This is a genomic window from Pseudomonas sp. 10-1B, from assembly GCF_000935045.1.
Lineage (GTDB): Bacteria > Pseudomonadota > Gammaproteobacteria > Pseudomonadales > Pseudomonadaceae > Aquipseudomonas.
The window spans coordinates 42,351-66,397 of record NZ_JYKS01000011.1; the positions used below are offsets into that span (position 1 = coordinate 42,351).

The 24,047-nt window shown below is 62.5% G+C and carries 23 protein-coding genes; 16 read left to right on the forward strand and 7 right to left on the reverse strand.

Annotated elements, in window-relative coordinates; translation table 11 throughout:
- Positions 1-133 precede the first annotated feature (133 nt).
- Together TZ03_RS08035 and TZ03_RS08040 are read right to left on the reverse strand one after the other, a co-directional pair.
- Positions 134-454, reverse strand: a complete 321-nt coding sequence (locus TZ03_RS08035; protein WP_003258990.1) for a YbjQ family protein — start codon at positions 452-454, stop codon at positions 134-136.
- Between the two features lie 215 nt (positions 455-669).
- Positions 670-1,554 (reverse strand): EamA family transporter, encoded by an 885-nt coding sequence (locus TZ03_RS08040; protein WP_051096862.1) that lies wholly within the window; start codon positions 1,552-1,554, stop codon positions 670-672.
- A 235-nt stretch (positions 1,555-1,789) separates the two neighbouring features.
- Here TZ03_RS08040 and TZ03_RS08045 point away from each other — a divergent pair, with 235 nt between their 5' ends.
- Positions 1,790-3,187: a purine-cytosine permease family protein gene (locus TZ03_RS08045; protein ID WP_051096865.1), complete on the forward strand. Its 1,398-nt coding sequence runs from the start codon at positions 1,790-1,792 to the stop codon at positions 3,185-3,187.
- Between the two features lie 115 nt (positions 3,188-3,302).
- Here the strand turns inward: TZ03_RS08045 and TZ03_RS08050 are convergent, their stop codons facing one another.
- Complete coding sequence (locus tag TZ03_RS08050) at positions 3,303-4,058, reverse strand: class II aldolase/adducin family protein (protein ID WP_051096866.1); 756 nt, start codon at positions 4,056-4,058, stop codon at positions 3,303-3,305.
- Between the two features lie 23 nt (positions 4,059-4,081).
- Positions 4,082-5,125 carry an ABC transporter substrate-binding protein gene (locus TZ03_RS08055; RefSeq protein WP_051096868.1) on the reverse strand — a complete coding sequence of 348 codons (1,044 nt, stop codon included), beginning with the start codon at positions 5,123-5,125 and terminating at the stop codon, positions 4,082-4,084.
- 177 nt (positions 5,126-5,302) lie between these two features.
- On the opposite strand from TZ03_RS08055, the gene TZ03_RS08060 reads away from it, so the two are divergent.
- The gene (locus tag TZ03_RS08060; RefSeq protein ID WP_051096870.1) at positions 5,303-7,255 is read left to right on the forward strand and encodes an FAD-dependent oxidoreductase; all 1,953 of its coding nucleotides are present in this window, start codon (positions 5,303-5,305) and stop codon (positions 7,253-7,255) included.
- Between the two features lie 39 nt (positions 7,256-7,294).
- Positions 7,295-7,894 (forward strand): helix-turn-helix domain-containing protein, encoded by a 600-nt coding sequence (locus TZ03_RS08065; protein WP_051096873.1) that lies wholly within the window; start codon positions 7,295-7,297, stop codon positions 7,892-7,894.
- Between the two features lie 223 nt (positions 7,895-8,117).
- Here the strand turns inward: TZ03_RS08065 and TZ03_RS08070 are convergent, their stop codons facing one another.
- On the reverse strand, positions 8,118-8,729 hold the full coding sequence (locus tag TZ03_RS08070; RefSeq protein WP_051096875.1) for an FMN-dependent NADH-azoreductase: 612 nt from the start codon (positions 8,727-8,729) through the stop codon (positions 8,118-8,120).
- Between the two features lie 133 nt (positions 8,730-8,862).
- Between TZ03_RS08070 and TZ03_RS08075 the strand changes: the two genes are divergently transcribed.
- Both TZ03_RS08075 and TZ03_RS08080 read left to right on the forward strand, forming a co-directional pair.
- A complete protein-coding gene (locus TZ03_RS08075) occupies positions 8,863-9,765 on the forward strand; it encodes a LysR substrate-binding domain-containing protein (RefSeq protein WP_051096877.1) in 903 nt (300 codons plus the stop codon).
- A complete protein-coding gene (locus TZ03_RS08080) occupies positions 9,758-10,117 on the forward strand; it encodes an MmcQ/YjbR family DNA-binding protein (protein WP_051096879.1) in 360 nt (119 codons plus the stop codon). Before TZ03_RS08075 ends, TZ03_RS08080 begins: the two co-directional genes overlap by 8 nt.
- Before the next feature lie 168 nt (positions 10,118-10,285).
- On the opposite strand, the gene TZ03_RS08085 is transcribed toward TZ03_RS08080, so the two are convergent.
- Positions 10,286-10,699: a DUF1294 domain-containing protein gene (locus TZ03_RS08085; protein ID WP_051096881.1), complete on the reverse strand. Its 414-nt coding sequence runs from the start codon at positions 10,697-10,699 to the stop codon at positions 10,286-10,288.
- Positions 10,692-11,522, reverse strand: a complete 831-nt coding sequence (locus tag TZ03_RS08090; RefSeq protein WP_051097100.1) for an undecaprenyl-diphosphate phosphatase — start codon at positions 11,520-11,522, stop codon at positions 10,692-10,694. The genes TZ03_RS08085 and TZ03_RS08090 overlap by 8 nt, the downstream gene beginning before the upstream one ends.
- A 312-nt stretch (positions 11,523-11,834) precedes the next feature.
- Here TZ03_RS08090 and mcpP point away from each other — a divergent pair, with 312 nt between their 5' ends.
- The 11 genes from mcpP to TZ03_RS08145 all read left to right on the forward strand — a co-directional run bounded on the left by mcpP (position 11,835) and on the right by TZ03_RS08145 (position 23,895).
- Positions 11,835-13,469, forward strand: coding sequence for a methyl-accepting chemotaxis protein McpP (gene mcpP, locus TZ03_RS08095; protein WP_051096882.1), 1,635 nt, complete (start codon positions 11,835-11,837; stop codon positions 13,467-13,469).
- 258 nt (positions 13,470-13,727) lie between these two features.
- Positions 13,728-14,294 (forward strand): nicotinamide riboside transporter PnuC, encoded by a 567-nt coding sequence (gene pnuC / locus TZ03_RS08100; RefSeq protein WP_051096883.1) that lies wholly within the window; start codon positions 13,728-13,730, stop codon positions 14,292-14,294.
- On the forward strand, positions 14,291-14,860 hold the full coding sequence (locus TZ03_RS08105) for an AAA family ATPase (protein WP_051096884.1): 570 nt from the start codon (positions 14,291-14,293) through the stop codon (positions 14,858-14,860). Before pnuC ends, TZ03_RS08105 begins: the two co-directional genes overlap by 4 nt.
- Positions 14,861-15,157: 297 nt before the next feature.
- Positions 15,158-15,592, forward strand: coding sequence for a hypothetical protein (locus TZ03_RS08110; protein ID WP_051096885.1), 435 nt, complete (start codon positions 15,158-15,160; stop codon positions 15,590-15,592).
- Between the two features lies 1 nt (position 15,593).
- Positions 15,594-16,172: a hypothetical protein gene (locus TZ03_RS08115; protein WP_051096886.1), complete on the forward strand. Its 579-nt coding sequence runs from the start codon at positions 15,594-15,596 to the stop codon at positions 16,170-16,172.
- Positions 16,173-16,221: 49 nt separating this feature from the next.
- A complete protein-coding gene (locus TZ03_RS08120; protein WP_051096888.1) occupies positions 16,222-17,853 on the forward strand; it encodes a hypothetical protein in 1,632 nt (543 codons plus the stop codon).
- A 63-nt stretch (positions 17,854-17,916) separates the two neighbouring features.
- Positions 17,917-18,597: a C39 family peptidase gene (locus TZ03_RS08125; protein WP_051096890.1), complete on the forward strand. Its 681-nt coding sequence runs from the start codon at positions 17,917-17,919 to the stop codon at positions 18,595-18,597.
- 44 nt (positions 18,598-18,641) lie between these two features.
- Entirely contained in the window at positions 18,642-19,406 is a 765-nt protein-coding gene (locus tag TZ03_RS08130) for a hypothetical protein (RefSeq protein WP_051096892.1), read from the forward strand.
- 46 nt (positions 19,407-19,452) lie between these two features.
- Positions 19,453-20,733 carry a transporter gene (locus TZ03_RS08135; RefSeq protein ID WP_051096894.1) on the forward strand — a complete coding sequence of 427 codons (1,281 nt, stop codon included), beginning with the start codon at positions 19,453-19,455 and terminating at the stop codon, positions 20,731-20,733.
- Between the two features lie 136 nt (positions 20,734-20,869).
- The gene (locus TZ03_RS08140; RefSeq protein WP_051096896.1) at positions 20,870-23,071 is read left to right on the forward strand and encodes an LTA synthase family protein; all 2,202 of its coding nucleotides are present in this window, start codon (positions 20,870-20,872) and stop codon (positions 23,069-23,071) included.
- 95 nt (positions 23,072-23,166) lie between these two features.
- Positions 23,167-23,895, forward strand: coding sequence for a DUF899 domain-containing protein (locus TZ03_RS08145; RefSeq protein ID WP_051096898.1), 729 nt, complete (start codon positions 23,167-23,169; stop codon positions 23,893-23,895).
- Positions 23,896-24,047: the final 152 nt, after the last annotated feature.

Here is a 24,047-nt window from a genome sequence, read left to right on the forward strand (position 1 = left end):
TCTCCCTCCAGTGACGGTCGCGCCGGCAACCAGAAAAGTTGCCCAGGTAAACGCGGCCTGTGAAACTGAGACTAGCCGGTCATTTGCAGACCGACTAGACAAAAGCCCTGCAGCCGACCAGTGGCAAAACGCTCTACTTCAAGCGTACCGCCGTACCGGTGGCGAATACCACGACCATGCCGCCCTGTACCGACGGCATGCTGATCTCGAAATCCACCCCTACCACCGCATCGGCTTGCAACTGGCGTGCCCGCGCCTTCAGTTCTTCTGTGGCCTGTTCACGGGCCTCGCGCAGCGCGCTTTCCAGGGTTTGCGAACGGCCGCCGAAGAAGTCGCGAAAACGTGCAAAGAAATCGCGCACGAAGTTGATGCCCTGCACCGATTCGGAACTGACCACACCCAAGTATTCGGCAATCGGGCGGCCTTCGAGCTGGCTGGTGGTGGAAATGATCATGGGGGCGCTCCGCTGGCCTGACAAAAGGAGGCCGATTCTAGCAGAGCGGGGCTGCTACGCAGCCCATCGCCGGCAAGCCAGCTCCCACAGGTACTGCACAGGGCTTGAGGCCTATGCGGTCGAGGTGGGAGCTGGCTTGCCGGCGATGAGGCCAGTTCAGGCAATACAAGACAGTTGCTCCCAGTGACCGCGCCAGTGTCTGGATGCTCGACAATTCAGGCGTTAGCCGCCCGCAAGCGCTGGCCGATGCGCGCGCCGAACACGTTCACCAGCAACCCGGCCATCACTAGCAAGGCGCCCCAGCCCTGGATTACCGTCAAGCGTTCGCCCAGCAACAACGCCGATGAACTCAAACCAATCACCGGCACCAGCAGCGAAAACGGCGCCACCTTGCCCGCCGGGTGGCGCGACAGCAGCTTGCTCCATAAGCTGTAGCCAAGCATGGTGGCGACAAAAGCCAGGTACGCCAGGGCCAACACCGAACTCCAGCTGATGTTGGCCAAGGCATGGCCTATACGCTCAGGGCCTTCCAACCACCAGGACAACACCAGAAAAGGCAGCGGCGGGATCAGCCCGCCCCAGATCACCAACGCCACCAGGTCAACCGAGCCAAACCGCCGGGTAATGATATTGCCCAAACCCCACATGGCACCGCCGCACAGGGTCAGCACCAGCGCCAAGATCGGCACGTGGCCGCCATCTTCGCTGCCGATCAGTGCCAGCCCGCTGGCGGCCACCAGCAACCCCAGCACACTGGCCAGGCGCAACCGCTCACCGAGGAACAGCGCGGCGAAGCCAAGGGTGAAAAAGGCCTGCGACTGCAGGATCAGCGAGGCCAGCCCCGGTGGCATACCGCTGTACATGGCCTGGAACAGGAAGGCGAACTGGCCCAGCGAAATGGTCGCGCCGTAGGCGATCAGCCAGCGCCACGGCAGCTTCGGCCGCTTCACCAGCAAGATCGCCGGGAACGCCACCAACAAAAAGCGCAATGCCCCCAGCAACATCGGCGGCAAGCCGTCAAGGCCAACTTTGATCACCACGAAGTTGACTCCCCAGGCGACGATCACCACCAGGGCGATGAACAGGTCCTTGATCGGCATTGCGGCTTCCTTATTCAGGCTTTCTAGACATATTTCGTTACAGCATAAGGCTATTCCTTTACCAGGGACCAGCACAGTTGCGGTGAAGGATGGCGCAACAGTGTCACTGTTATCATCGCCAAACTTCACTTGACCAGACTTGTATATACATGATCATATCAGACAGCAGTCATTCGCCTTGCGTCCCGCAAATGACTTACACGCTTACACAAAAACAATGAAGCGGAGCCATTCAATGTCCAGCAAACCCGTGCTCGAACGGCGCTCGATCGACTACATCCCTGAAACTGAACGCCATGGACGCGTGTACAGTCAGTTCACCCTGTGGCTCGGAGCCAACTTGCAGATCACGGCGATCGTTACCGGCGCTCTGGCCGTGGTGCTGGGTGGCGACGTGTTCTGGTCGCTGGTCGGCCTGCTACTTGGCCAGGTGATTGGTGGTGCGGTCATGGCGCTTCATGCCGCTCAGGGCCCGCGCTTGGGGCTGCCACAGATGATCTCCAGCCGCGTGCAGTTCGGGGTTTATGGCGCCGCTATCCCGATGGTGCTGGTCTGCTTGATGTATATGGGTTTCACCGCCACCGGTACGGTGCTCTCGGGGCAGGCGATCGGCCAGCTGTTGAGTGTCAGCGACAGCACCGGGATTTTGATATTCGCCGCCGTGATCGTGCTCGCCACGCTAGCCGGATACCGGGTTATCCATTGGATCGGCCGGATCGCCAGCGTGCTGGGCATCATCGCGTTCATCTACCTGTTCAGCCGCATCCTCATGCTGGCCGATATCGGGCAGTTGCTGGATAACCGCCATTTCACCTGGGCATCGTTCCTGCTGGCGGTCTCCCTGGCGGCATCCTGGCAGATCGCCTTCGGCCCCTATGTGGCCGACTACTCACGCTACCTGCCCAGCAGCACGTCACCGGTCAAGACCTTCCTCGCTGCAGGCCTGGGCTCGGTAATCGGCGCCCAGGCATCGATGATCCTGGGTGTATTTGCCGCCGCTATCGCAGGTGGCGAGTTTTCCGGCCGCGAAGTGGCCTACATCGTCGGCCTGGGGGGAGTCGGCACCACCGCCGCGCTGTTGTATTTCTGCATAGCGTTCGGCAAGGTGACCATCTCGACACTGAACTCCTACGGCAGCTTCATGTGTATCGCCACCATCATCAGTGGCTTCCGTGGCCACCTGCAGATCAGCCGCGCTCAACGCCTGGGGTTCGTATTGGCCATAGTCGGCGCCGCCACCCTGGTCGCCCTGCTTGGCCAACATTCGTTTCTCACCGCGTTCAAGTCGTTCATCCTTTTCCTGCTGACCTTCTTCGTACCTTGGAGTGCGGTCAACCTGGTGGACTACTACTTCATCACCAAGGAGCGCTACGACATCCCTGCCCTCGCCGACCCACAAGGCCGCTACGGCCGGTGGAACTGGCCAGGCATCGTTGTCTACACCGTGGGCGTGCTGATCCAGATGCCGTTCATCGATACCAAGCTGTACACAGGCCCGATGGTCGCGCACCTGGGCGGTGTGGACGTGTCATGGCTAATCGGCCTGGTAGTGCCAAGCGTGCTGTACTACTTGGTGGCGCGGCGACGGGCATTCGAGGCGCCGCCGGCGATGATCGTGCCTGAGACACATTGATTGCAGTTTCGAGGGTGCGACAGCAGTCGCACCCCCTCCCTGTACGACTGCCTGTCACAGGAACTGAAAGCTTGACCAGATTCATGTGTGCGGTCTGGCTTATCAGCCTGGCTCTTCAATCCCGATAACCCGGTGCCACCCGCTCCAGCATCCGTAGCAACGCTGCCCATGCCAGTTGTATCGCATCCGGGTCGGCCAGCTCACCCCGCTTCAACCCCCTCGTCGGCTCATTGAACTGCCGCTCGGTATGTGCGCACACCTCAGCAGGCGGCAACAGCAGTTGCCCGGCACTCTGCGCCGCCAACTGGACCTCGCAGGCCTTCTCCAGGTAATACATGCGCAGGAACGCCTCAGCCACGCTGCGCCCAGTGGTCAGCAGGCCATGGTTGCGCAGGATCATCACCGGTTTGTCACCCAGGTCGGCCACCAGCCGTTGCTGTTCATCCATATCCAGTGCAATGCCTTCATAGGCGTGGTAAGCCACCTTGCCGTAAAACTCCATGGACATCTGATTGACCGGCAACAGGCCGCACTCCAGTGCCGCCACCGCGCAACCTGCACGGGTGTGGGTGTGCAGCACGCAGCGGGCATCCTCGCGGGCGGCATGAATGGCACTGTGAATGACGAACCCGGCCGGGTTGACCGGATGCGGCGAGGGCTCGACCGGCTGCCCCTGCAGGTCGATCTTGACCAGGCTGGAGGCGGTGATCTCGTCGAACAGCAGGCCGTACGGGTTGATCAGAAAGTGATGCTCCGGCCCCGGCAAGCGCAGGGAAATATGCGTGAAGATCAGGTCGCTCATGCGCAAATGGGCAACCAGCCGGTAGCAAGCGGCCAGTTCCTGGCGCAGGCTTTGTTCCGTTGCGTTCATCATCGTTGTCCCTGTGCGGCAGGTCACTTGCTGGCCCAGGCATTGAAGCGCTGTTCCAGCTCTTCGCCGTGGTCGACCCAGAACTCCACATTCATCGCCAACGCTCCTTGCAGGTTCTGCGGTGAAGTGGGCACCCAGTCGGCCAAGGCCGGGTCAAGCCTGGCCGCTGCCTGGGTGTTGGTCGGCCCATAAGGGATCTGCTGTACATAGCGCACCTGGGTATCCGGCTGGTTGGCATAGGCAATCAGCCGCTTGGCCTGGTCGACATGCCGTGAGCCCTTGATAATCGCCCAGTAGTCCATGCCATACAGGCTGCCGGGCCAGACCACGGCCAGCGGGCTACCCTGCTGGGCCGCCACCGCGATGCGCCCGCTGTAGGTCGAGGTCATCACCACATCACCCGCCGCCAGCCACTGGGCTGGCTGGGCACCGGCGTCCCACCACTGGATATAGGGCTTGAGCTCGCTGAGCTTGGCGAAGGCACGCTCGATTCCGGCCGGGGTGGACAGCACTTGGTAGACATCCTCCACTTTCACCCCGTCGGCCAGCAGCGCGAACTCCAGGTTGTATACCGCACGCTTGCGCAGACCACGCTTGCCCGGGTACTTGGCGACGTCCCAGAAGTCGGCCCACGACGCAGGTGCCTGGGCCAGCTTGCTGCGGTCGTAAGCAATCGCCACGCTCCACACCAAGGCAGCCGAGCCGCAGTCCTGCGCGGCATCGGCAATCAGCTCGGCGGCATGACCCAGGCGCTGCCAGTCCAGGTGCTCGTAGATACCCTCGTCGCAACCGCGCATCAGGTCGGGGCCTTCGATCTGCACCACGTCCCAGTCGACATTGCCGGTATCGGCCATCACCTGGATACGCGCCATCTCGCCGTTGTATTCGCTCTGGATCAGCTTGCTGCCATCCTCGGCACTGAAAGGCTTGAAGATCGCCTCGTCCTGGGCTTTCTGGCCCGCGCCGCCATAGCCGACCACGACCATCTGCGGCGCCGCTTGCGCACTGCCCAGGCCCAAGGCCAGCAACGCTGCGCAAAGGCTGGTTACACGTGGGAATGCCTGCATCGTAGTTTCCTCCTGCCGGTGCCCATGGGGCCCGTTTTCTTGTTGTTGTGAGGTCACACCCTCGCCGTGAGGGTGAGAAAAACCTAGCCGCGCCAAAGTAAAAAAACAAGTTGATTTTTTACTTTGGCTACACTTTCATAACGAAAACAAGAACAACACCGCACCGGAGCCGCCTGTATGCAGACCGCCTTCCCACACCTGTTCGAAGCCTTGCAGATCCGCGGCAAACGCTTGAAGAACCGCATCATGTCCAGCGGTCACGACACCTGCCTACCCACCGACAACCTGGTCAACGACAAGCTCATCGCCTACCAGCGCGCCCGCGCCGCCGGTGGGGTCGGCCTGATCGTGCTGCAGGTGGCCGGGGTGCATGACAGCGCGCGTTACACTTCGCATGTGCTGATGGCCACCGACGATGCCTGCATCGACGGCTACCGCCAGCTCGCCGACGCCTGCCATGAGCACGGCACCGTGGTGCTGTCGCAGCTGTTCCACCCCGGGCGGGAGATCATGGAGTCGGCGGACGGCTTGCTGGCGGTGGCCTACTCGGCGTCAGCAGTGCCCAATGAACGCTTCCGGGTGATGCCGCGCGCGCTTGACCAGGCGATGATTGACGAGATCATCCAAGGCTACGCCAGCGCCGCCCGGCGCCTGCACCAGGCCGGGGTGGATGGCGTTGAAGTGGTGGCCAGTCATGGATACCTGCCCGCGCAGTTCCTCAACCCACGGGTGAACCTGCGCACCGACGGCTACAACGGCGAGCTGGAACAGCGCCTGAGGTTCCTGCGCGAAGTACTGGCCGCCGTGCGCGCGGCCACCGACGAACAATTCATCATCGGCCTGCGCATCAGCGCCGACGAGCGCGACAGCCAGGGGCTGAGCGAGGACGAGTCGCTGGCCGCAGCCGTTGCCTTGCAACACCAGCTCGACTACCTGCACATCGTTGCCGGCACCTCGGCGTCGTTGGGCGGCGCCGTGCATATCGTCCCGCCAATGGCCATCGAGCCGGCATACCTGGCCCGGGAAGCCGCCACCTTCAAGCAACAGCTAAACATTCCGCTGTTCGTCACCGGGCGCATCAACCAGCCCCAAGAGGCTGAACTGATCCTGGCCCGCGGCCAGGCCGACGTTTGCGGCATGACGCGCGCGCTGATCTGCGACCCGCTGATGCCGAGCAAGACCGAGCGCGGCCAGGTCGAAGACGTACGTGCCTGCATCGCCTGCAACCAGGCCTGCATCGGCCACTTCCACCGCGGCCTGGCCATTTCCTGCATCCAACGGCCAGAAACCGGCCGCGAGTTGCAGTATGGGCAACTGACGCCCACCGCCACCCCCAAGCGCATCCTGGTTGCCGGTGGCGGGCTCGCCGGCATGAAGGCCGCCGCCGTGGCCGCCGCGCGCGGGCACCAGGTTACGCTGTACGAGGCTGGCCCGCAGCTCGGCGGCCAGGTGCTGCTGGCCCAGCTGCTGCCACGCCGTAGCGAGTTCGGCGGCGCCAGCACCAACCTGCAGCGGGAAATGGCCCTGGCGGGTGTGGAGGTGGTACGCAACACCCGGGTCGACCGTGCCTTGGTCGAACGTGAACGGCCCGACCTGGTGATTGCCGCCACCGGTGCCACCCCCTACTGGCCGGCGTTCGAACGCACCGGTGATTTGCAGGTGGTGGATGCCTGGCAAGTGTTGCGCAATGAAGCCAAGCTGGGGCGCTCGGTGCTGGTGATCGACTGGCGTTGCGACTGGATTGGCCCCGGCATCGCCGAACGCCTGGTGCGCGAGGGGCACCAAGTGCAGTTGGCGGTCAACGGCACCCATTGCGGTGAAAGCCTGCCGCTGTACGTGCGCGACCAGCTGGCCGGTGAGCTGCATCGCCTGGGCATCCCCATCACACCTTATGCCCGCCTCTATGGCAGCGACGACAACACGGTGTACCTGCAGCATACCGCCAGCGGCGAACCGATGATCTTCGAAGGCATCGACACCCTGGTACTGTGCCTTGGCCATCAACCTGAAGACCGCCTGGCGACGGAGCTGGCCGGCCTGGTCGAAGTGCGGCGCGTCGGCGACTGCCTGGCACCGCGTACCGCCGAAGAAGCGATTCACGATGGTCTGACGGTTGCCTGGGCACTCTGAGGCTGTACATACTGCGGCTTTTCCGATGGACCGACGTGCATGAGCCAACTCCCCCAGCCCCCCGCCAGTGAAGCCGGGGGCGCCGCGCCGCAGTTCCTGGGCACCCGCATCCGCGGCCTGCGCAAGCGCCGCGGCATGACCCTGGCGGAGCTGGCCGCGCACAGTGAACTGACCGCCGGCTACATCAGCCAGCTGGAGCGCAACCTCTCCTACCCGTCCATCCCGGCGCTGTTCAACATTGCCCGCAGCCTGGGTGTGACCATCCAGTGGTTCTTCGCCAGCGAAGCCACGACCGCGCCCGAGGACCAGGGCTATGTGGTAAGGCGCAACAGCCGCCTGAGCGTGCATTACGAAGACGGCATCGTCGATCAACTGCTCACGCCCCAGCCCAACCGCCAGCTGGAAATCCTGCACTCACGCTTCCCCCCAGGCACCTACAGCCAGCAAAGCTACAGCCATGACGGCGAAGAAGCCGGCTATGTCCTCAGTGGCAGCTTCGAGCTGTGGGTGAGTGAGCGGCATTTTCAGTTGGGCGAAGGGGACAGTTTCAGTTTTTCCAGCCAGGAGCCCCACCGCTATGGCAACCCTGGCGAGGTGGATGCAGTGGTGATCTGGGTGATCACGCCGCCGACATTCTGAAACTGTGGGAAGGTTGCCAGGTGCTCACACACGCTGAAGATGGTGTGGCAAACACCTGTCAGCCCTGATGCGATCCCTGTGGGAGCTGGCTTGCCGGCGATGGGCCGCAAAGCGGCCCCAAATCGCTTAACTGACTGGCATCAAGGGAAACCCTTGCGGCGCGCTTGCGGGCTCTATTCCCTGCGCCACAGAGCCCCCCCTGCAACCAACCGTCTACCCTTGATCAGGCCGCTGCAAACAGCTCAGTGGCAATCTGCGCCTGCGCAGCATCGATTGCCTGGCTGCGCTGCTCCGGGCCATAGGCCAGGCCGTGAGCACGGACGATTTCCAGGTCGGTGATGCCGATGAAACCGAGGAATACCTTGAGGAAGTCTTCATGCCCGGCACCAGTCGGCTGGTCAGCATGCAGGCCACCGGCAGTGGACACCAGCACCACCTTCTTGTCACCGCACAGGCCTTCCGGGCCAGCTTCGGTGTAGCGGAAGGTCTTGCCTGCGACGGCGACGCGGTCGATCCAGGCCTTGAGCTGGGTCGGCACGGTGAAGTTATACATCGGCGCACCAATCACCACGGCATCGGCGGCCAGGAACTCCTCCAGGGTTTCCGCGCTCAGCTTGGCTTCGAAGGCCTGGGCTGCATCGCGCACATCTTCGGGGGTGCCAGCAGCTACCAAGGTGGCCGCGGAGAAGTGGGCGATGGCGTCGGCGGCCAGGTCGCGGTACACCACTTCCACGCTCGGGTCGGCAGCTTTCCAGGCGGCGACCACTTCGCTGCTCAGCTGGCGGGAGGCGGAATTGTCGCCCAGGATGCTCGAATCGATATGCAACAGTTTCATGGGACTCTCCTGTGAATGAAGACCGCGGCGGTGGGCGATCACGATGGGAAGAATCCTACTGGAGGGAACAATGGCTGATAAGTCGGCAAAAATGCGCTAGTTTGTCCCATGGATGGAACAGTGGGGAATCACCATGCAAGACCTCAACGACCTTTTCTACTTTGCCCGCGTGGTCGAAGCCGGCGGTTTCGCCGCCGCCGGGCGCCAATTGGGCATCCCCAAATCGCGCTTGTCACGGCGTATCGCCGAGCTTGAAGAACGCCTGGGCACACGCCTGCTGCAACGCACCACACGGCAGCTGAAGCTCACCGCCGTGGGCGAACGCTACCTGCATCACTGCCAGGCCATGTTGCTGGAGGCCGAAGCCGCCGATGAAGCCGTGGCCAGCATGAGCAGCGAACCGCGCGGGCGCTTGCGGGTGTCATGCCCGGTGGCCCTGGCCCATGCCTTCCTGCCGGATGTAATCAGCCGCTTTCTCGCGCAGTACCCGTTGGTGCAACTGGACATGGTGTTGCTCAACCGCCGGGTCGACCTGATTTCCGAAGGTATCGACGTGGCCCTGCGCGTGCGCGACCTGGGCGATGAAGACCCAGCCCTGGTCACCCGCCGCCTACGCCAGGCGCAGATGCAGCTGGTTGCCGCACCCGGTTTCGCCGACCACATCCGCGAACCGAGCGAGCTGGCGTCATTGCCGGTGCTGGGCGCAGCAGAGGCAGACCGGTTGGTACACTTTCGCCTGCTCGGCCCCAATGGCAAGCAGCAGGAAATAGCCTTGGAGCCGCGCTTGGCCATCGATGATTTCGTAGTACGTAATGCTGCTGTACGGGCCGGCCTGGGGTTCACGGCGCTGCCCAGCATGTTCTGCGAAGAAGAACTGGAACGCGGCGAGTTGGTGCGCCTGCTGCCAGACTGGTCGCTACCGGGTGGTTACCTGCAGGCGGTGTACCCGCACCGGCGCGGTTTGCTGCCTGCGGTGCGGGTATGGATCGATCACCTGGCGGCGTCTTTCGAAGCCTGTGGAGATCGGTATGTCTGAGCGGAACATGAGCGAAGCCCAGGTGGCGGCGTTTTGCCTGAGCCTGCCCGGTGCACGGGAAGATTACAAATGGGGCGGCATCCGGGTGTTCTCGGTGGCGGGCAACAAGATGTTCGCGGTGCTCGACCTGGCGGGCGCGGGGTTATCGTTCAAGGTGGCCGACGAGCTGTTTCTCGGCTACTGCGACCGCCCGGGGGTGCGGCCTGCGCCGTATCTGGCGCGGGCGCGGTGGATCAGCATGGCGCTGCCCTACCCCATGGGGCGCGATGAGCTGTGTGATTTGTTGCAGCGGTCGCACCAGCTGGTGGTACGGCGGTTACCGAAGCGGTTGCAGGTGGGGTTGATGATGTAAGTAGCCTGTGCCGGCCTCATCGCCGGCAAGCCGGCTCCCACAGGTACCGCACAGGGCTCGAGGCCTCTGCGGTCGAGGTGGGAGCTGGCTTGCCGGCGATGAGGCCAGCCCAGGCAATACAAGATTCGAGACCTGCGGTTAACCCGCGGGGGCAGGTACAGCCACACATCAACTTAAAGGCAGATAGCGCCCGTCAAAGAACAACCAATCCGCCCAGAAGACCTGGTGTACCAAGACAATGCCCCAGAAGATCAGCTGGTACGAAGCCTTGCGTGTCTTGTGCCGAAACAGTTGCTGTGCCACCAACGCCCCCGGCCAACCGCCCAGCAGCTCACTGGCATGCAGCACTTTCTCGGGCGTGCGCCAGGCCTGCGTACGCGCCTGCTGTTTATCCTGCCAATACAGCAACAGGCTGACCAGGCTCATCGCCGGGTACAGCGCCAACGGCCACCAGACCTGGTCATTCCAGGCCATGCGCGTAACCCCCAGGCCCGGCAACAGGCATAGCACGCCCAACAGCAGCAGCTTCAGGCGCACATTGCGCACACCTTCCGCCCTTTGCCCCCGTGCTACCTCAGCCATGAGCCGTCGCCCAGTCAACCCAACCGAACTGCCAGGTCGCCAGAATCAACAGGCCGAAAACGATGCGGTACCAGGCGAATGCCGCGTAGCTGTGGTTGGCAATGAACTTGAGCAGCGCGCGCACGGCGATCATGGCAAAGATGAACGAGGTCACAAACCCAATGGCAAATACCGGCAGGTCGCTCGGCTGGAACAGGTCGCGGTACTTGTAGCCCGAGTACACCGCTGCACCGACCATGGTCGGCATCGCCAGGAAGAACGAGAACTCGGTCGCCGCCTTGCGTGACAGGCCAAACAGCAGGCCGCCGATAATGGTCGAACCGGAACGCGAAGTGCCCGGGATCATCGCCAGGCACTGGATGAAGCCGATCTTCAGCGCATGGCTCCAGCGCATGTCGTCCACATGGTCCACCTCCACGCAGTGCTCGCGACGCTCGGCCCAGAGCATGATCACACCACCCACCACCAGCGCCGCCGCCACGGTGATCGGGTTGAACAGGTACTCGTGAATCAGGTCGGCGAACAGCACGCCCAGCACCACCGCCGGCAGGAACGCCAACAGCAGGTTGCCGGTGAAGCGCCGCGCCGTAGGCTGGCTGGTCAGGCCGAAGACCACCTCGAAGATCTTGCCGCGAAATTCCCACACCACTGCCAGGATCGCCGCCAGCTGGATGATGATGTTGAAAGCCATGGCCCGTTCGCCACCAAAACCGATCAGGTCGGCGACGATGATCTGGTGGCCGGTACTGGAGATCGGCAGAAACTCCGTCAGCCCTTCGACCACGCCTAAGATGATTGCCTGGAAGGCAGTCCAAAAATCCATCATTCCCCCGATGGAGCGCTGCTCGTTGCAGGCCCCTTGTTCTTGATTTGCTTGAGATTGCCGCACGCGGCCCGGCTGTTTTACAGCGCCTGTTGGTCCGAATGCCAGTAGAAAAGTTCACGCTGCCTAAAGGTTTCATCTTGCGCGGCCGAGATCCTAGCAGAGCGCCTTTGCAATCGCTTCACCCGAGCTGCGGCAGACTATGACAAACATAGCACTTAGCCATTAGTCGAGTGGGGGCCCGCGGCAAAGCATGCTTGGATGCACCTCGATAACAAGAACAATGCGCCAGAACAGTGCGGGAGCTCGTGGATGAAAACCCTGAGATCGATGTCTATCAGCCGTCGCTTGTGGCTGATCCTTTTGGTGGCGGTGGCGATGCTGGTGGTGTTGGGCCTGCTGATGCTGCGCCAGATCCATGGCGACCTGTACCAGGCCAAAGCGGAAAAGACCCGCCACGTGGTGCAGACGGCAGCCGGCGTACTGGCCTATTACCAAGGCCTGGAGGCGGCTGGCGCGCTCAGCCGCGAAACCGCCCAGCAACAGGCCCTGCAAGTGGTGCGGGCGCTGCGCTACGACCACGACGACTATTTCTGGATCAACGACCTGGGGCCGAAGATGATCATGCATCCGGCCAACCCCAAGCTTGACGGCCAGGACCTGTCGGCCATCCGCGACCCTGACGGCTTCGCCGTGTTCAACGAAATGGTCGCCCTGGCCCGCCAGCAGGGCGCCGGGCCGGTCAACTATCGCTGGCCCAAACCCGGCGCCAGTGAGCCCGTGGCCAAGACCTCCTATATACAGCTGTTCAAACCCTGGGGCTGGATCATCGGCTCGGGTGTGTACGTCGATGATGTGCAGGCCGAGTTCGCCCGCCAGTTGCGCGACGCTTCGCTGGTGGGCGTGGCCATTGCCCTGCTGATGGCGCTGGTGGTCATGCTGATTGCCCGCAGCATCGCCCGCCCGTTGCAGGAGGCGGTGCAGGCCATGGGCAACATCGCCAGCGGCGAAAGCGACCTTACCCGCCGCCTGGACACCCACGGCCGCGACGAAATCACCCACCTGGGCGAGCACTTCAATCGCTTCAACGGCAAGCTGCAGGGCGTGGTCGGCCAATTACAGGGGGCTGCCCACGCCCTGGCCCAGTCCGCTGGGCATGTCGGCGACAACGCCGGTGCCGCACAACAGCACAGTGCCCAGCAATCGCTGCAAATGGACCAAGTGGCCACCGCGGTCAACGAAGTGACCTACGCCGTGCAGGACGTGGCCAAGACCGCCGAACAGGCCGCTGGGGAAATGCGCACCGCGCAGCAGCAAGTGGCGCACGGCCAGGAGGCCATTCACGGCAGCCTGGCGCAGATCGACCGGCTGTCGCTGACCATCGACCAGGCCGTGCAGGTAGTCCGCGACCTGGCCGGGCACAGCACGCGCATCGGTGGCGTGCTCGACGTGATCCGCTCCATCGCCGAACAGACCAACCTGCTGGCGCTGAACGCAGCCATCGAGGCGGCGCGGGCCGGCGAGCAAGGCCGTGGCTTTGCCGTGGTCGCCGACGAGGTGCGCCTGTTGGCCCAGCGCACCGCCCAGTCGACCGCCGAGATCCATACCATGATCGAGCACCTGCAAAGCCAGTCGGACGCCGCGGTCAGGGCCATCGATACCAGCAGCGAGGCCTCGCGCCAAACGGTCGAGCAAGCCCGCGAGGCCGGTGCCAGCCTGGATGCCATCAACCAGGCCCTGAACAACCTCACCGCGCTGAATGCCTCCATCGCCAGTGCCACCTTGCAGCAGTCGCATGTGGTCGAGGAAATCAACCGCAACGTGCTGGATACTGCCGGGTTGTCCCAGCAGACCGCCGATGCGGCGCGACAGTCCAGCGATGCCGGGGTGGCGTTGGGGCAATTGAGCGAGGAGCTGGAACAGTTGCTGCGGCAGTTCCGGGTATAAGGACCTGTAGGTTGTGGGAGTAACTAATGCTTGCGCGGTCCCTGTGGGAGCGGCCTTGTGTCGCGAAAGGGCCGCAAGGCGGCCCCAGGATTTCAGTCGCAACGCACAACTTGCTGGGGCTGCTCTGCAGCCCTTTCGCGACACAAGGCCGCTCCCACAACAGGCCTGCGCCCCAAGACAGTCAGTACCACGCCTACACCTTCTCCGACCGACCAGCTACAATCGCGCCCCTCCCCGTTGTTTCTCCAAGGATCGCCGATGTCCGGCCTTGAACTCATCGCCGCCGTCCTCGGCGTCACCGCTGTCTGGCTTACGGTCAAGCAGAACGCCTGGTGCTGGCCGATCGGCCTGGTCATGGTGCTGATCTATGGCTGGCTGTTCTACGCAGTCAAGCTGTACTCCGGCATGCTGCTGCAGTTGGCCTACGCCATCCTGCAACTGTACGGCTGGTGGCAGTGGAAACGCCCGGACCACGTCGAAGAAGCCCGCCAGGTCTCCCGCCTGCAGCGCCCGGCGCTGTTCACCGGCCTGGCTGCTGGAGTGCTGCTGAGCGTGGCCCTGGGCTCGACCATGGCCAATTGGACCGACGCTGCCCTGCCCTGGCTGGACGCCAGCCTGACCGGCTTCAGCCTGGTGGCACAACTGTGGATGGCACAGAAGCGCCTGCAATGCTGGCTGCTGTGGGTAGTGGTGGACATCTTCTACGTGGGCCAGTACCTGCACCAGCAGCTGTACTTCACCGCAGGGTTCTTCGCCGTACTCACCGTGATCGCCGTGCGCGGCTGGCTGGAATGGCGCCGCGACCCGGCGTTGGTGCTGCCATGAATGCAGAACCGGCGATGAAGGTACTGGTGCTCTGCGGCCCCGAATCCAGCGGCAAAAGCTGGCTCAGTGGCGTGATCCAGGCGCATTTCGGCGGCATGGTAGTGGCCGAATACGTGCGCCATTTCATCGACCAGGAATGCCGCGACACCTGCTACGCCGATATCCCCACCATCGCCCGCGGCCAGCTGGCCTGGGAGGACCAGGCCCGCGAGCAGGCTCCGCCGCTGCTGATCCTCGATACCCACCTGCTCAGCAACATGCTCTGGAGCCACGCCTTGTTCGATGACTGCCCAGCCTGGCTGGAACAGGCATTGCTGGAACGGCACTACGACCTGCACCTGCTGCTCAGCCCGCAAGGCGTGGATTGGGTTGCCGATGGCCAACGCAGTCAACCCGACCTGAACGACCGCCAGCGCTTCTTCGACGACAGCCTGCGCTGGCTGAAACGGCATGATCAGGCCCTGCAAACCATCGAGGGCAGTTGGCCGCAGCGCCAGTTGCTGGCGCTGCAAGCCGTTGCCAAGCTCCTTGATAGCGATACGCCAGCCTGCCCCACCGAGTGTTAAGCCCCTGACACACACCGGTGGGTCAAAGCCCCCGGAAATGCGGGGTTTCCCCCCGCTTCGGGGGCACTGTCAAGCCAATGAAACACCCTTGCAAAAAGCCTTCCAGTCAAAGCCATCGCTGGCTTTGTCGGTAATGCCCACGGCTGCCTGTTTCAACACTGAGACAGAATACGCCGCAATTTCTCATCCCCTCACGTTAACGTCTTGATCTGCAAACGCTTCTCAAAAGCGGCACACCTTCTGCTCTGTTGTTCGCATCGCTGAACAGGGCCAGCGCTCAAAGAAGGAATTACTGTCGTGAGGAAAACTGACAATCGCCTTTGCGGCTTGCTGCTGGCAGGCTACGTACTGGGTACATTGAGCCTGACTGCCCAGGCCGAAAACGGGATCATCACCATCACCCGCGACGTGCAGACACGCAACGCGACGGTGCCCCCGCTGATTCCCGACCCGAATCCAACCACCGTCAACGCCAACCCTTCCGCCCACATTCTCAAACAGACCAACGAGTTGAGCGATGGCGACTTCGCCAATATCAGCAGCGGCGCGGGCATCAGCGCCCTGGTCACGCAGCAGACCAGCAACCTGGGCGGCAACCTCAACAACCAGACACAGTTGCCCAATTTGGCGGGCGGGCGTGGATCGGGCTCCGGCAATGGCATCTCGAACATGGTCAATTCGAGTGTGCAGCGTGGCCTGGCGCCGCTGCAGATCCTGACCGGAGGCAAGTGAGATGAAGCGTACGCTGCTGATCCTGGCCACGCTGTGCAGTGCATCGGCCTTCGCCCAATCCCCGGTACCCGTGATCAACAACGCCGACATCGACAGCTCGGGCAGCCGTTACCAGGGCAACCTGTCGGTCAACCAGGCGGCCGGTGACCAACAGCAACAAGTCAACGCCCGGGCCATCGCCGTGGGGCCCTCGGCCAGCGCCACCACGCAGATCCGCCAACGCCTGGACACCCCCGCCGACCCACTGATGGATGCCCGTTCGAGCATCCAAGGCAACGCCTTCAGCAACGGCAGCGGCGCCCTCGGGGTGAACCAGAGTGCCGGCGCCAACACCCAGCAAGCCAACGCACTGCGCATCAGCCTCAGTGCCCAGCCGCAAAGCATCGACGACAGCGTCCTCATGCAACAGAACGTGGCGCTGCTCAACAACTCCGATCCAACTGGCGCTCCACACGGCCATCGCCAGGTCACTACCAGTGACCAGGCATTCACCGGTAGCCGCGGAGTGGTCCAGTTGAATCAGAGTGCCGGGGTGGGAAACCGAATGGCCAACACCCTGAGCATACGGGTCGCGGATTGACCCAATCAGTTAAGAACAACACTTAACCTATAAAGTACGGAGAATCACCATGAAACCCTCGATGGCAATCAAGCCTCTGGTTTTCGCAATTGCTGCGGTCATGGCTGTTGCTGTACAAGCTGGGCAAAACGATCGGCGCAATGACAACCATAACGGCCACCACAACAATGGTCATCACACGCCTCCTCCAACCAAGATCCCTGTGTATGCAACGGCCAATGCCTGGGACAAGCAAACCAGCACCTATAACCGCATCACCAACCAAGGCACCATCAACGAAGCCGAGATGAACAACTCGGCCAGCGGCGCCAGCGGTAACGTGGGTGTCAACGTGGCGGCCGGTAACGGTAACCAGCAGGACAACGCGGCGGCCATTGCCAACGCATCGTCCGAATCGAGCCTGGACAACAGCTTCGTGTTCGGCACTGCCCATGCAACAGCTGACGTACGTCAGTACAGCAACAACAACCGGGTAGACAACTACTCGACCCAATCGTCTGCCGTGATGAGTGGGTCGGCCAGTGGTGCCTCAGGCAACGTGGGTATCAACATTGCTGGCGGCGATCTGAACCAGCAGAAAAACACCATGGCCATCGCCAACACCAATGCGCCACTGGGTAACGCCACCGCCACCGCCTCTGCTGACCAGAACGGCCCGGGCCTGGTCGTGAACAACGCTGCAGACCGCACCTACCGTGTGGATACGCTGACCTTCACCACCACCAAAAGCGGCTCGAGCTCGCGTGAAGGTACGTTCAACTCGACCGATGACAGAAGCTCGTCGTCCAGCTTCAGTGTGGGCGGCTCGCAGAGTGCGAGCGCAAGCGGTTCCAGCGGCTGGAACTCCAGTGGGTCCAACAGCGCCAGCTCCAGTGGGTCCAACAGCTCCAACGCCAGCGGTTCCTACGCATCCAATGCCAACGGGTCCAATAGCTCGAATGCCAGCGGGTCCAACAGCTCCAGCGCCAGCGGGTCCAACAGCTCGAGTGCCAGCGGGTCCAACAACTGGAATGCGAACGGCTCCGCCAACGCCAGTGCAAACTCGTCCAGCAATGCGAGCGTGAACGCTACGCTGGGGGTTGACGCCGATGCATCGCGGACCGTGACCTTCGGCAACCGTTCTCGCACCGAAAGCGTCGATGGCTCGCTCAATGCATCGCTGGATGCATCGATCGACAAGTCGCATGCAAGTGCCTACGACTCTTCGTTCGAAAAAGCGTTCGGCTCGTCCTACGACAAAGCTCGCGACTCGTCGTACGACAAGTCTCGCGACTCTGCGTACGACAAGTCTCGCGATTCTTCGTACGACAAGTCGCGCAGCGGTTCGTATGAGAACGCCAAGGATTCGTCCTACGCGAACGCCTCGGAATCTGCATATGAGAAGGGTCACGAGTCTTCCTATGCAAACGCCTCTGAGTCTGCGTACGACAAATCTGGCGAAAAAGCATCGCAATCTTCGAACGACATTTCGAAGAGCTTCAGCGAAAGCAGCGCTTATGACCTGAGCAACACCGTGTCGTTCCAAGTGCTGACCCCGACCGGCTGGGCCAACCCTGTGACCAACACTGCAACCCTGAGCGGTTCGGTGAACGGTGGCAGCGGCAACCTGGGCGTGAACGTGGCGGCCGGTGTGGGCAACCAGCAGAGCAACTCGCTGGCCATCTCCAACACCTCGTTCTAAACGCTGTGCTTGAGGCCCCCTTCGGGGGGCCTTTCTTCAACACACACCGGAAGGCATCCGATCATGCGCATTATTGCCTTGGCGTTTTTGCTGTGCCTGGCCAGCGTGAGCGAAGCTGCACAAATGCCGCTGTCCGTTCTACCGGGCGGCGCCGTGGTGTTCAAACCCATCCAGAGTGTGCGGGAACGCAAGTTCGCCGACCTGGTGCAACAGAAAACCGACTTCAGCTGCGGCGCCGCCGCGCTGGCGACCATCCTGCGCCAGGCCTACTGGCTGGATGTGGACGAACAACAGATCATCGAAGGCATGCTGGCCCACGCCGATCAGGACCTGGTGCGCACGCAAGGCTTCTCGATGCTCGACATGAAACGCTACGTGGAAAGCTTGGGCATGCGTGCCCGCGGTTACCGGGTGGCGCCCGAGACCCTGCACAGCGTGCGCATCCCGGTCGTGGTGCTGATGGACGTGCGCGGCTACAAGCATTTCGTGGTCATGCAGAAGGTCGACAAGGGTTGGGTGTACGTCGGTGACCCGGTACTGGGCCACAGACGCTACAAGGTCGACGATTTTCTCAAGGGCTGGAACGGCATCATCTTCGCCGTGATCGGCCAAGGCTACGACAAGAACAACATCTTGCTTGACCCGCCCCTGCCCCTGACCGCCAAAGGCCGGGTGAACAATTTCACCCCGGTGCAGGATGCAGAGCTGCTGGATTTCGGTTTCATCCGAAGCGACTTCTTCTAACGACACTTCTAACGATAAGGAGCACGACGCTCCGGGAGCATCCCATGAAGAATCCATTCTGGCTCGTAATGGCTTGCCTGGCCGCCAGCCTGCCGACCCACGCTGAAACGTTCAAACCCATCGAACTGAAGGACCAGGAGTTGGCGAACTTGCGTGGTCGCTATGTACTGCCGGGCCGGATTGTCAGTTTCGGCATCGTCATGACCAGCACCTGGCAGAATGCCAACGGTGAAATGATCGGTGCCACCTCCACCCTGCAGATCCAGCAGTCCACCATCAAGCCCCAGTTCTATGTGTCGATGATCGATAAAAAAAGCACTGGCCAGTCGCAAACCTCTAACGCCGGCTCGGCAACGGGGCCGGGGACCGGTACCGTCACGGGCGGCAGCGGGCTCAACACCACCCAAGGTGTTACCCAGGTAGTGCGCGCAGCAGGTGACAACAACACCGCTTACAACAATGTCGACATCAACGTCACCAAGGCCAACCAGGCACCCACCACGCAACCCCAGGGCCAGGTACTGGCAGCGGGCCAGAGATTGGTCGGCGAAAATGGCGCAGGTTCGCTCAGCGTGTCCTCCACCGGCGTGGGTGTGCAACTGAACATCAATGCCAACAACAACCAGGGCAGCAGCGTGCAACGCCTGGCCCAGGGTGGGCTGATGCAGAATTCGACCCTGCTGGGCAATGGTAACCGAGTCAACAACCTCACCTCCCTCAATGTGGTCATGCGCGAGAACGTGCCAACAGCCGCATCGCTGAACGGAAGCCTGGATCAACTCAAAGGCCTTCGCACATTCGGATACTGATCTACGCTCAGTCTCATCGAAAGTAGTTGGAAGGGACGGCAAACCCATGCAACGGTCTTTAACGCTCAAAGCTTTTGTGTGTTTGACTACCTTGGCTCCGGCCACTTTGCTCTACGCAGCCACCGACCCTCAGGTCGAGGCCCTCAAGCAGGAACTGATCGAACTGAAACGCCGCTACGAAGCCCAGCAGCAAGCGTTGATGGTGCTGGAGCAGCGCGTACGCCAAGTCGAGGAAGCCCCGGCAGCGCCGCCACCCAAACGCCTGGTCAAATCCCCCGCCGAAGGGGTCAAGGGCGCGCAGACTGTCGCCTCCGGCGCGCCAGGTACCACCGGCAGCTCCTACGGCCAGGCACTGACCGCCGATTCCGAGCCGGCGCAGAGCGTGTCCAACCTGTACGACGAGGCCAGCGGCTTCTTTGGTGGCGGCAAATTCAGCTTCGAAACCGGCCTGACCTATACCCATTACGACACTCGTGCGCTGACGCTCAACGGCTTCCTGGCGCTGGACTCCATTTTCCTGGGCAATATCAACCTGGACCGCATCAAGGCGGATAACTGGACCCTGGACCTGACCGCGCGCTACAACCTGGCACAGCGCTGGCAGTTCGACATCAACGTGCCGGTGGTATACCGCGAATCCACCTACTCGTCCGGTGGGGCGGGCGGCGCCGGGCCGACCACCTCCGACGAAACCGTCACCCGCGACCCGGAAATCGGCGATATCAACGTCGGCGTCGCCTACAAGTTCCTCGACGAGTCGGAGACCTGGCCCGATGCCGTGGCCACCCTGCGCATCAAGGCCCCCACCGGCAAGGACCCGTACGGCATCAAGCTGCGCGAAGTACCCGGCAACGACAACCTGTCGGTACCCGAGAGCCTGCCGACCGGCAACGGCGTATGGTCGATCACCCCGGGCATCTCGTTGGTCAAGACCTTCGACCCGGCCGTACTGTTCGCCAGCCTGTCCTACACCTACAACATGGAGGACTCGTTCAGCGACATCAGCCCGCAGGTCAACAGCAAGGTGCCAGGTGACGTGAAGCTCGGCGACTCATGGCAGATCGGCGGTGGTATCGCCTTTGCCCTGAACGAGAAGATGAGCATGTCGTTCTCGGTTTCCGACCAGTTCGCCGGCAAGAGCAAGATCAAGCCGGATGGCGGCGACTGGCAATCGATCTCCAACAGTGACTACAACGCCGCCAACTTCAACATCGGCATGACCTTCGCCGCCACCAACAACCTGACTATCGTACCCAACCTGTCCATTGGTCTGACCGATGACGCGCCGGACTTCTCCTTCAGCCTGAAATTCCCCTACTACTTCTGACACTTGCCATCGGCCGGGCCCGCACCAGCGTGCCCGGCTTTTGCTTACCAGCCTTATAACCGACCGCTTTCCCTGCCCTGGCCTGTTATCATCCAGCACAGATGCATGACGATTTAATGGCAAAAGGGAAGTTTTTGTGAAGAACCTGTCAGACCACTCACGTACCCGGCTTGTCGCCTTGGCGGTCCTGGTGCTGGTGATCCCACTGGGTACGCGCGCCATGCTGGGTTGGTCCAGTCCACTCGGTTACCTCTCCGACCTCGCCCTCGGCAGCCTGCTGATCTTGCTGCTGCACCGCCGGCCGTGGTGGCTGGCCCTTCCCGTGCTGCTGGCCTGGGCGGCCCTTTGGGTGGCCTCGGCCGAACTGGTGAGCGCGGTGGGCCGCCTGCCCACCAGCGCCGATCTGACGTATCTGGTCGACCCGCAATTCATGGAGAATTCGACCGGTGGTGGCCTGGCCCATGCCTGGCTTCCCTGGGCCCTGGGTGCCGGCCTGCTGGCCTGGCTGGCCAGTGCCTGGCGCAGCCGCACCCAGCGCGGCCAGCCGCTGCCACGCAGGGCCTGGGCCATTCCACTGCTGCTGTTTGCTGCCCATTGGGGCAGCCAGCAACTGGCACCTTCCGACGCCGACCAATGGCGGCAATACAACCTCACCCACCAGCTGATGTCTGCCGGGGTTGGCAACCTGCAGCGCCAGGTTGAAGGCTGGATGGGCCAGACGCAGCCCTTCACGCCGCTTTCCAGCAATGGCCTGACCCAGTCCGACCTGCATGGCCAGCGGCTGCTCGCCGGGCCAGGCAGCGCCCGCAACCTGCTGGTCATTACCGTCGAAGGCATTCCCGGGGCCTACCTGCGGCCCAACCGCCAGGCCGTGCACAGCAGCTTCGACGAAGACCTGATGCCCAAGCTCAGCCAATGGGCCGAGCGCGGCATGAACACGCCAGACTATGTGCTGCATACCCACCAGACCATCCGCGGCCTGTACGCGATGCTCTGTGGTGATTACGACAAACTGGCCAATGGCACGCCCAAGGGCGTGGAGCTGCTGACCCAGAACGAGCGCAACCAGGCCTGCCTGCCGGCGCAGTTGCGCCAGGCCGGCTTCACCACCCACTACCTGCAGGGCGCCGGCCTGCGCTTCATGGCCAAGGACCGCATCATGCCGCACATCGGTTTCGACGCCGTGCATGGCCTGGAGTGGTTCAAGAACAAGAACTACCTGAACTTCCCTTGGGGCAAGGATGACCGAGCCTTCTTCGAAGGTGCCCTGGGCTACGTCAGCCAGCTGCAGAAACAGGACAAACCCTGGATGCTGACCCTGCTCACCGTGGGTACCCACCAGCCGTACTCGGCGCCGGCCGAATATCTCGAACGCTACGACACGCCGAAACAGGCAGCGGTCGCCTACCTGGACGACGCGCTCGGGGCATTCCTCGACAGCCTGGAACGCCAGGGCGTGCTCAAGAACACCCTGGTGGTGGTGACCTCCGATGAATCCCATGGCATCGACGGCGTGCGCCTGGCTTCGGCCTGGGGCTTCAACCTCACCCTGGCGCCGGAGCAGGCGCAGTTGCCGCACATCAAGCACGGCACCTACGGCCATATCGACCTGGCCACCTCTTTGCTCGACTACTTTGCCCTGCCCATTCCGGTGGCGCTCGGCGGTCGCTCGCTATACCGCGACTACGACAGTGGTCGCGAGATGATTTCCTACACCAACGGCATGTTGCGCTACCACAACGGCCAGGGCGTGTTCACCGAATGCGACTTCCAGCAGCGCTGCCGGCGTTACGCCAGCGAAGGCTTCATCGCCGACCAGGCCCGCTACCTTGGCCCGGGTGACAGCCTGCTTGGCCAGCAGATCGGAGCCCTGGCGGGGGTGCTCGACCAGTCCCTGCTGCAAACACCGCTCAACCTGCGCTACCAGTTCGGCGGCCCTTCGCCGATCAAACTGCGCAAGCGCATCCGCGATGACTGGGCAGACAACCTGATTGGCGCCCAGTACCTGGAAATGCCCGAGGGCTCGCATACCCGCGTGCGGGTCAAGGTGCGCTCGCTGGACCCTGAGCGCGCGGCCTATATCCAGCTCAAGGCCAAGCAGTTGGAACAGGATGTGCCACTGGGCTTGCCTGAAGAAGTGAAGGTCACGGCGGACCAGCCGCTGGAGATGGAGTTCAGCTTCGACAACCCCACCGAGCGCAAGGCATTTTCCTTCCATTTGCTGGGTTATGGCGGCGGCAAGGTGGAAGTCAGTGACTTCAGTGTGATCACCGCGCTGCCCGGGGAGGATGACGCGGCGGATGAGCGGACCGAGGGGCATATCGCCCATTCGGGCTGAGCAGAGCACCACTCATCGCCCGACCACCGCTGCCTGTCGATTCAACCCGGCCATGCTCGACTAGTGTCTGAACCCCCTAGTGTGGAGACAACACCATGAGCACGAGCGAAAGCAGGCACCCGGTGGTTTCCCGCAGCCAGTGGCTGGCGGCCCGCCGGCAACTGTGGCTGCACGAAAAAGCCTTCACCCACCACCGCGACGAGCTGGCCGCAGCCCGTCGCGCCTTGCCCTGGGTCAAGGTCGAACACGACTACCGTTTCCAGGGACCGGACGGCGAGCTGCCCCTGGCCGGCCTGTTCGCGGGCCACAGCCAGTTGTTGGTTTACCACTTCATGTTCGCCGATGGCTGGAGCGAAGCTTGCCCCGGTTGCTCGTTCCTGGCTGATCATTTTGACGGTGCCAACCTGCACTTGGCGCATCACGATGTGTCGCTGGTGGCGGTGTCACGGGCGCCATATGCCGAGTTCCAGGCATTCCGCCAGCGCATGGGCTGGCAATTTCCCTGGTACTCGTCCCATGGCAGCGGTTTCAACGAGGACTTTGGCGTCAGTGTCGGTAGCGAGGGACAGCGGCAATACAACTATGAGCCGTATGACGGCACTGAAAGCGAACTGCCTGGCTTGAGTGCGTTCTACCTTGAACCGGACGGCAGCGTGTACCACACCTACTCAACCTATGCCCGCGGGCTGGATATCCTGGTCAACACCTACAACTTCCTCGACATTGCGCCACTTGGGCGCAACGAAAGCGGGGCCATGGACTGGGTGCGGCACCATGACCGCTATGAAGGGCAGCCGGACAAAGCTCATTGCTGCCACAAGTGAGCAGGTAGTACACGTCACTTAAACCATTGGGGCCGCTTTGCGGCCCATCGCCGGCAAGCCAGCTCCCACCTCGACCGCATGGGCCTCAAGCCCTGTGCAGTACCTGTGGGAGCAACTGTCTTTCTCAAAATCCAAAACAGCTTGCGCGGTCC

Excerpts from the sequence above, each read along its gene's own strand:
- TZ03_RS08045 (WP_051096865.1), top strand. The coding sequence starts at position 1,790 with ATGTCCAGCAAACCCGTGCTCGAACGGCGCTCGATCGACTACATCCCT.
- TZ03_RS08075 (WP_051096877.1), top strand. The coding sequence starts at position 8,863 with ATGCAAGACCTCAACGACCTTTTCTACTTTGCCCGCGTGGTCGAAGCC.
- TZ03_RS08135 (WP_051096894.1), top strand. The coding sequence starts at position 19,453 with ATGCAACGGTCTTTAACGCTCAAAGCTTTTGTGTGTTTGACTACCTTG.
- TZ03_RS08090 (WP_051097100.1), bottom strand. The coding sequence starts at position 11,522 with ATGGATTTTTGGACTGCCTTCCAGGCAATCATCTTAGGCGTGGTCGAA.
- pnuC (WP_051096883.1), top strand. The coding sequence starts at position 13,728 with ATGTCCGGCCTTGAACTCATCGCCGCCGTCCTCGGCGTCACCGCTGTC.
- mcpP (WP_051096882.1), top strand. The coding sequence starts at position 11,835 with ATGAAAACCCTGAGATCGATGTCTATCAGCCGTCGCTTGTGGCTGATC.
- TZ03_RS08130 (WP_051096892.1), top strand. The coding sequence starts at position 18,642 with ATGAAGAATCCATTCTGGCTCGTAATGGCTTGCCTGGCCGCCAGCCTG.
- TZ03_RS08125 (WP_051096890.1), top strand. The coding sequence starts at position 17,917 with ATGCGCATTATTGCCTTGGCGTTTTTGCTGTGCCTGGCCAGCGTGAGC.
- TZ03_RS08120 (WP_051096888.1), top strand. The coding sequence starts at position 16,222 with ATGAAACCCTCGATGGCAATCAAGCCTCTGGTTTTCGCAATTGCTGCG.
- TZ03_RS08050 (WP_051096866.1), bottom strand. The coding sequence starts at position 4,058 with ATGAACGCAACGGAACAAAGCCTGCGCCAGGAACTGGCCGCTTGCTAC.
- TZ03_RS08145 (WP_051096898.1), top strand. The coding sequence starts at position 23,167 with ATGAGCACGAGCGAAAGCAGGCACCCGGTGGTTTCCCGCAGCCAGTGG.
- TZ03_RS08040 (WP_051096862.1), bottom strand. The coding sequence starts at position 1,554 with ATGCCGATCAAGGACCTGTTCATCGCCCTGGTGGTGATCGTCGCCTGG.
- TZ03_RS08085 (WP_051096881.1), bottom strand. The coding sequence starts at position 10,699 with ATGGCTGAGGTAGCACGGGGGCAAAGGGCGGAAGGTGTGCGCAATGTG.
- TZ03_RS08060 (WP_051096870.1), top strand. The coding sequence starts at position 5,303 with ATGCAGACCGCCTTCCCACACCTGTTCGAAGCCTTGCAGATCCGCGGC.
- TZ03_RS08105 (WP_051096884.1), top strand. The coding sequence starts at position 14,291 with ATGAATGCAGAACCGGCGATGAAGGTACTGGTGCTCTGCGGCCCCGAA.
- TZ03_RS08055 (WP_051096868.1), bottom strand. The coding sequence starts at position 5,125 with ATGCAGGCATTCCCACGTGTAACCAGCCTTTGCGCAGCGTTGCTGGCC.
- TZ03_RS08035 (WP_003258990.1), bottom strand. The coding sequence starts at position 454 with ATGATCATTTCCACCACCAGCCAGCTCGAAGGCCGCCCGATTGCCGAA.
- TZ03_RS08115 (WP_051096886.1), top strand. The coding sequence starts at position 15,594 with ATGAAGCGTACGCTGCTGATCCTGGCCACGCTGTGCAGTGCATCGGCC.
- TZ03_RS08065 (WP_051096873.1), top strand. The coding sequence starts at position 7,295 with ATGAGCCAACTCCCCCAGCCCCCCGCCAGTGAAGCCGGGGGCGCCGCG.
- TZ03_RS08080 (WP_051096879.1), top strand. The coding sequence starts at position 9,758 with ATGTCTGAGCGGAACATGAGCGAAGCCCAGGTGGCGGCGTTTTGCCTG.
- TZ03_RS08070 (WP_051096875.1), bottom strand. The coding sequence starts at position 8,729 with ATGAAACTGTTGCATATCGATTCGAGCATCCTGGGCGACAATTCCGCC.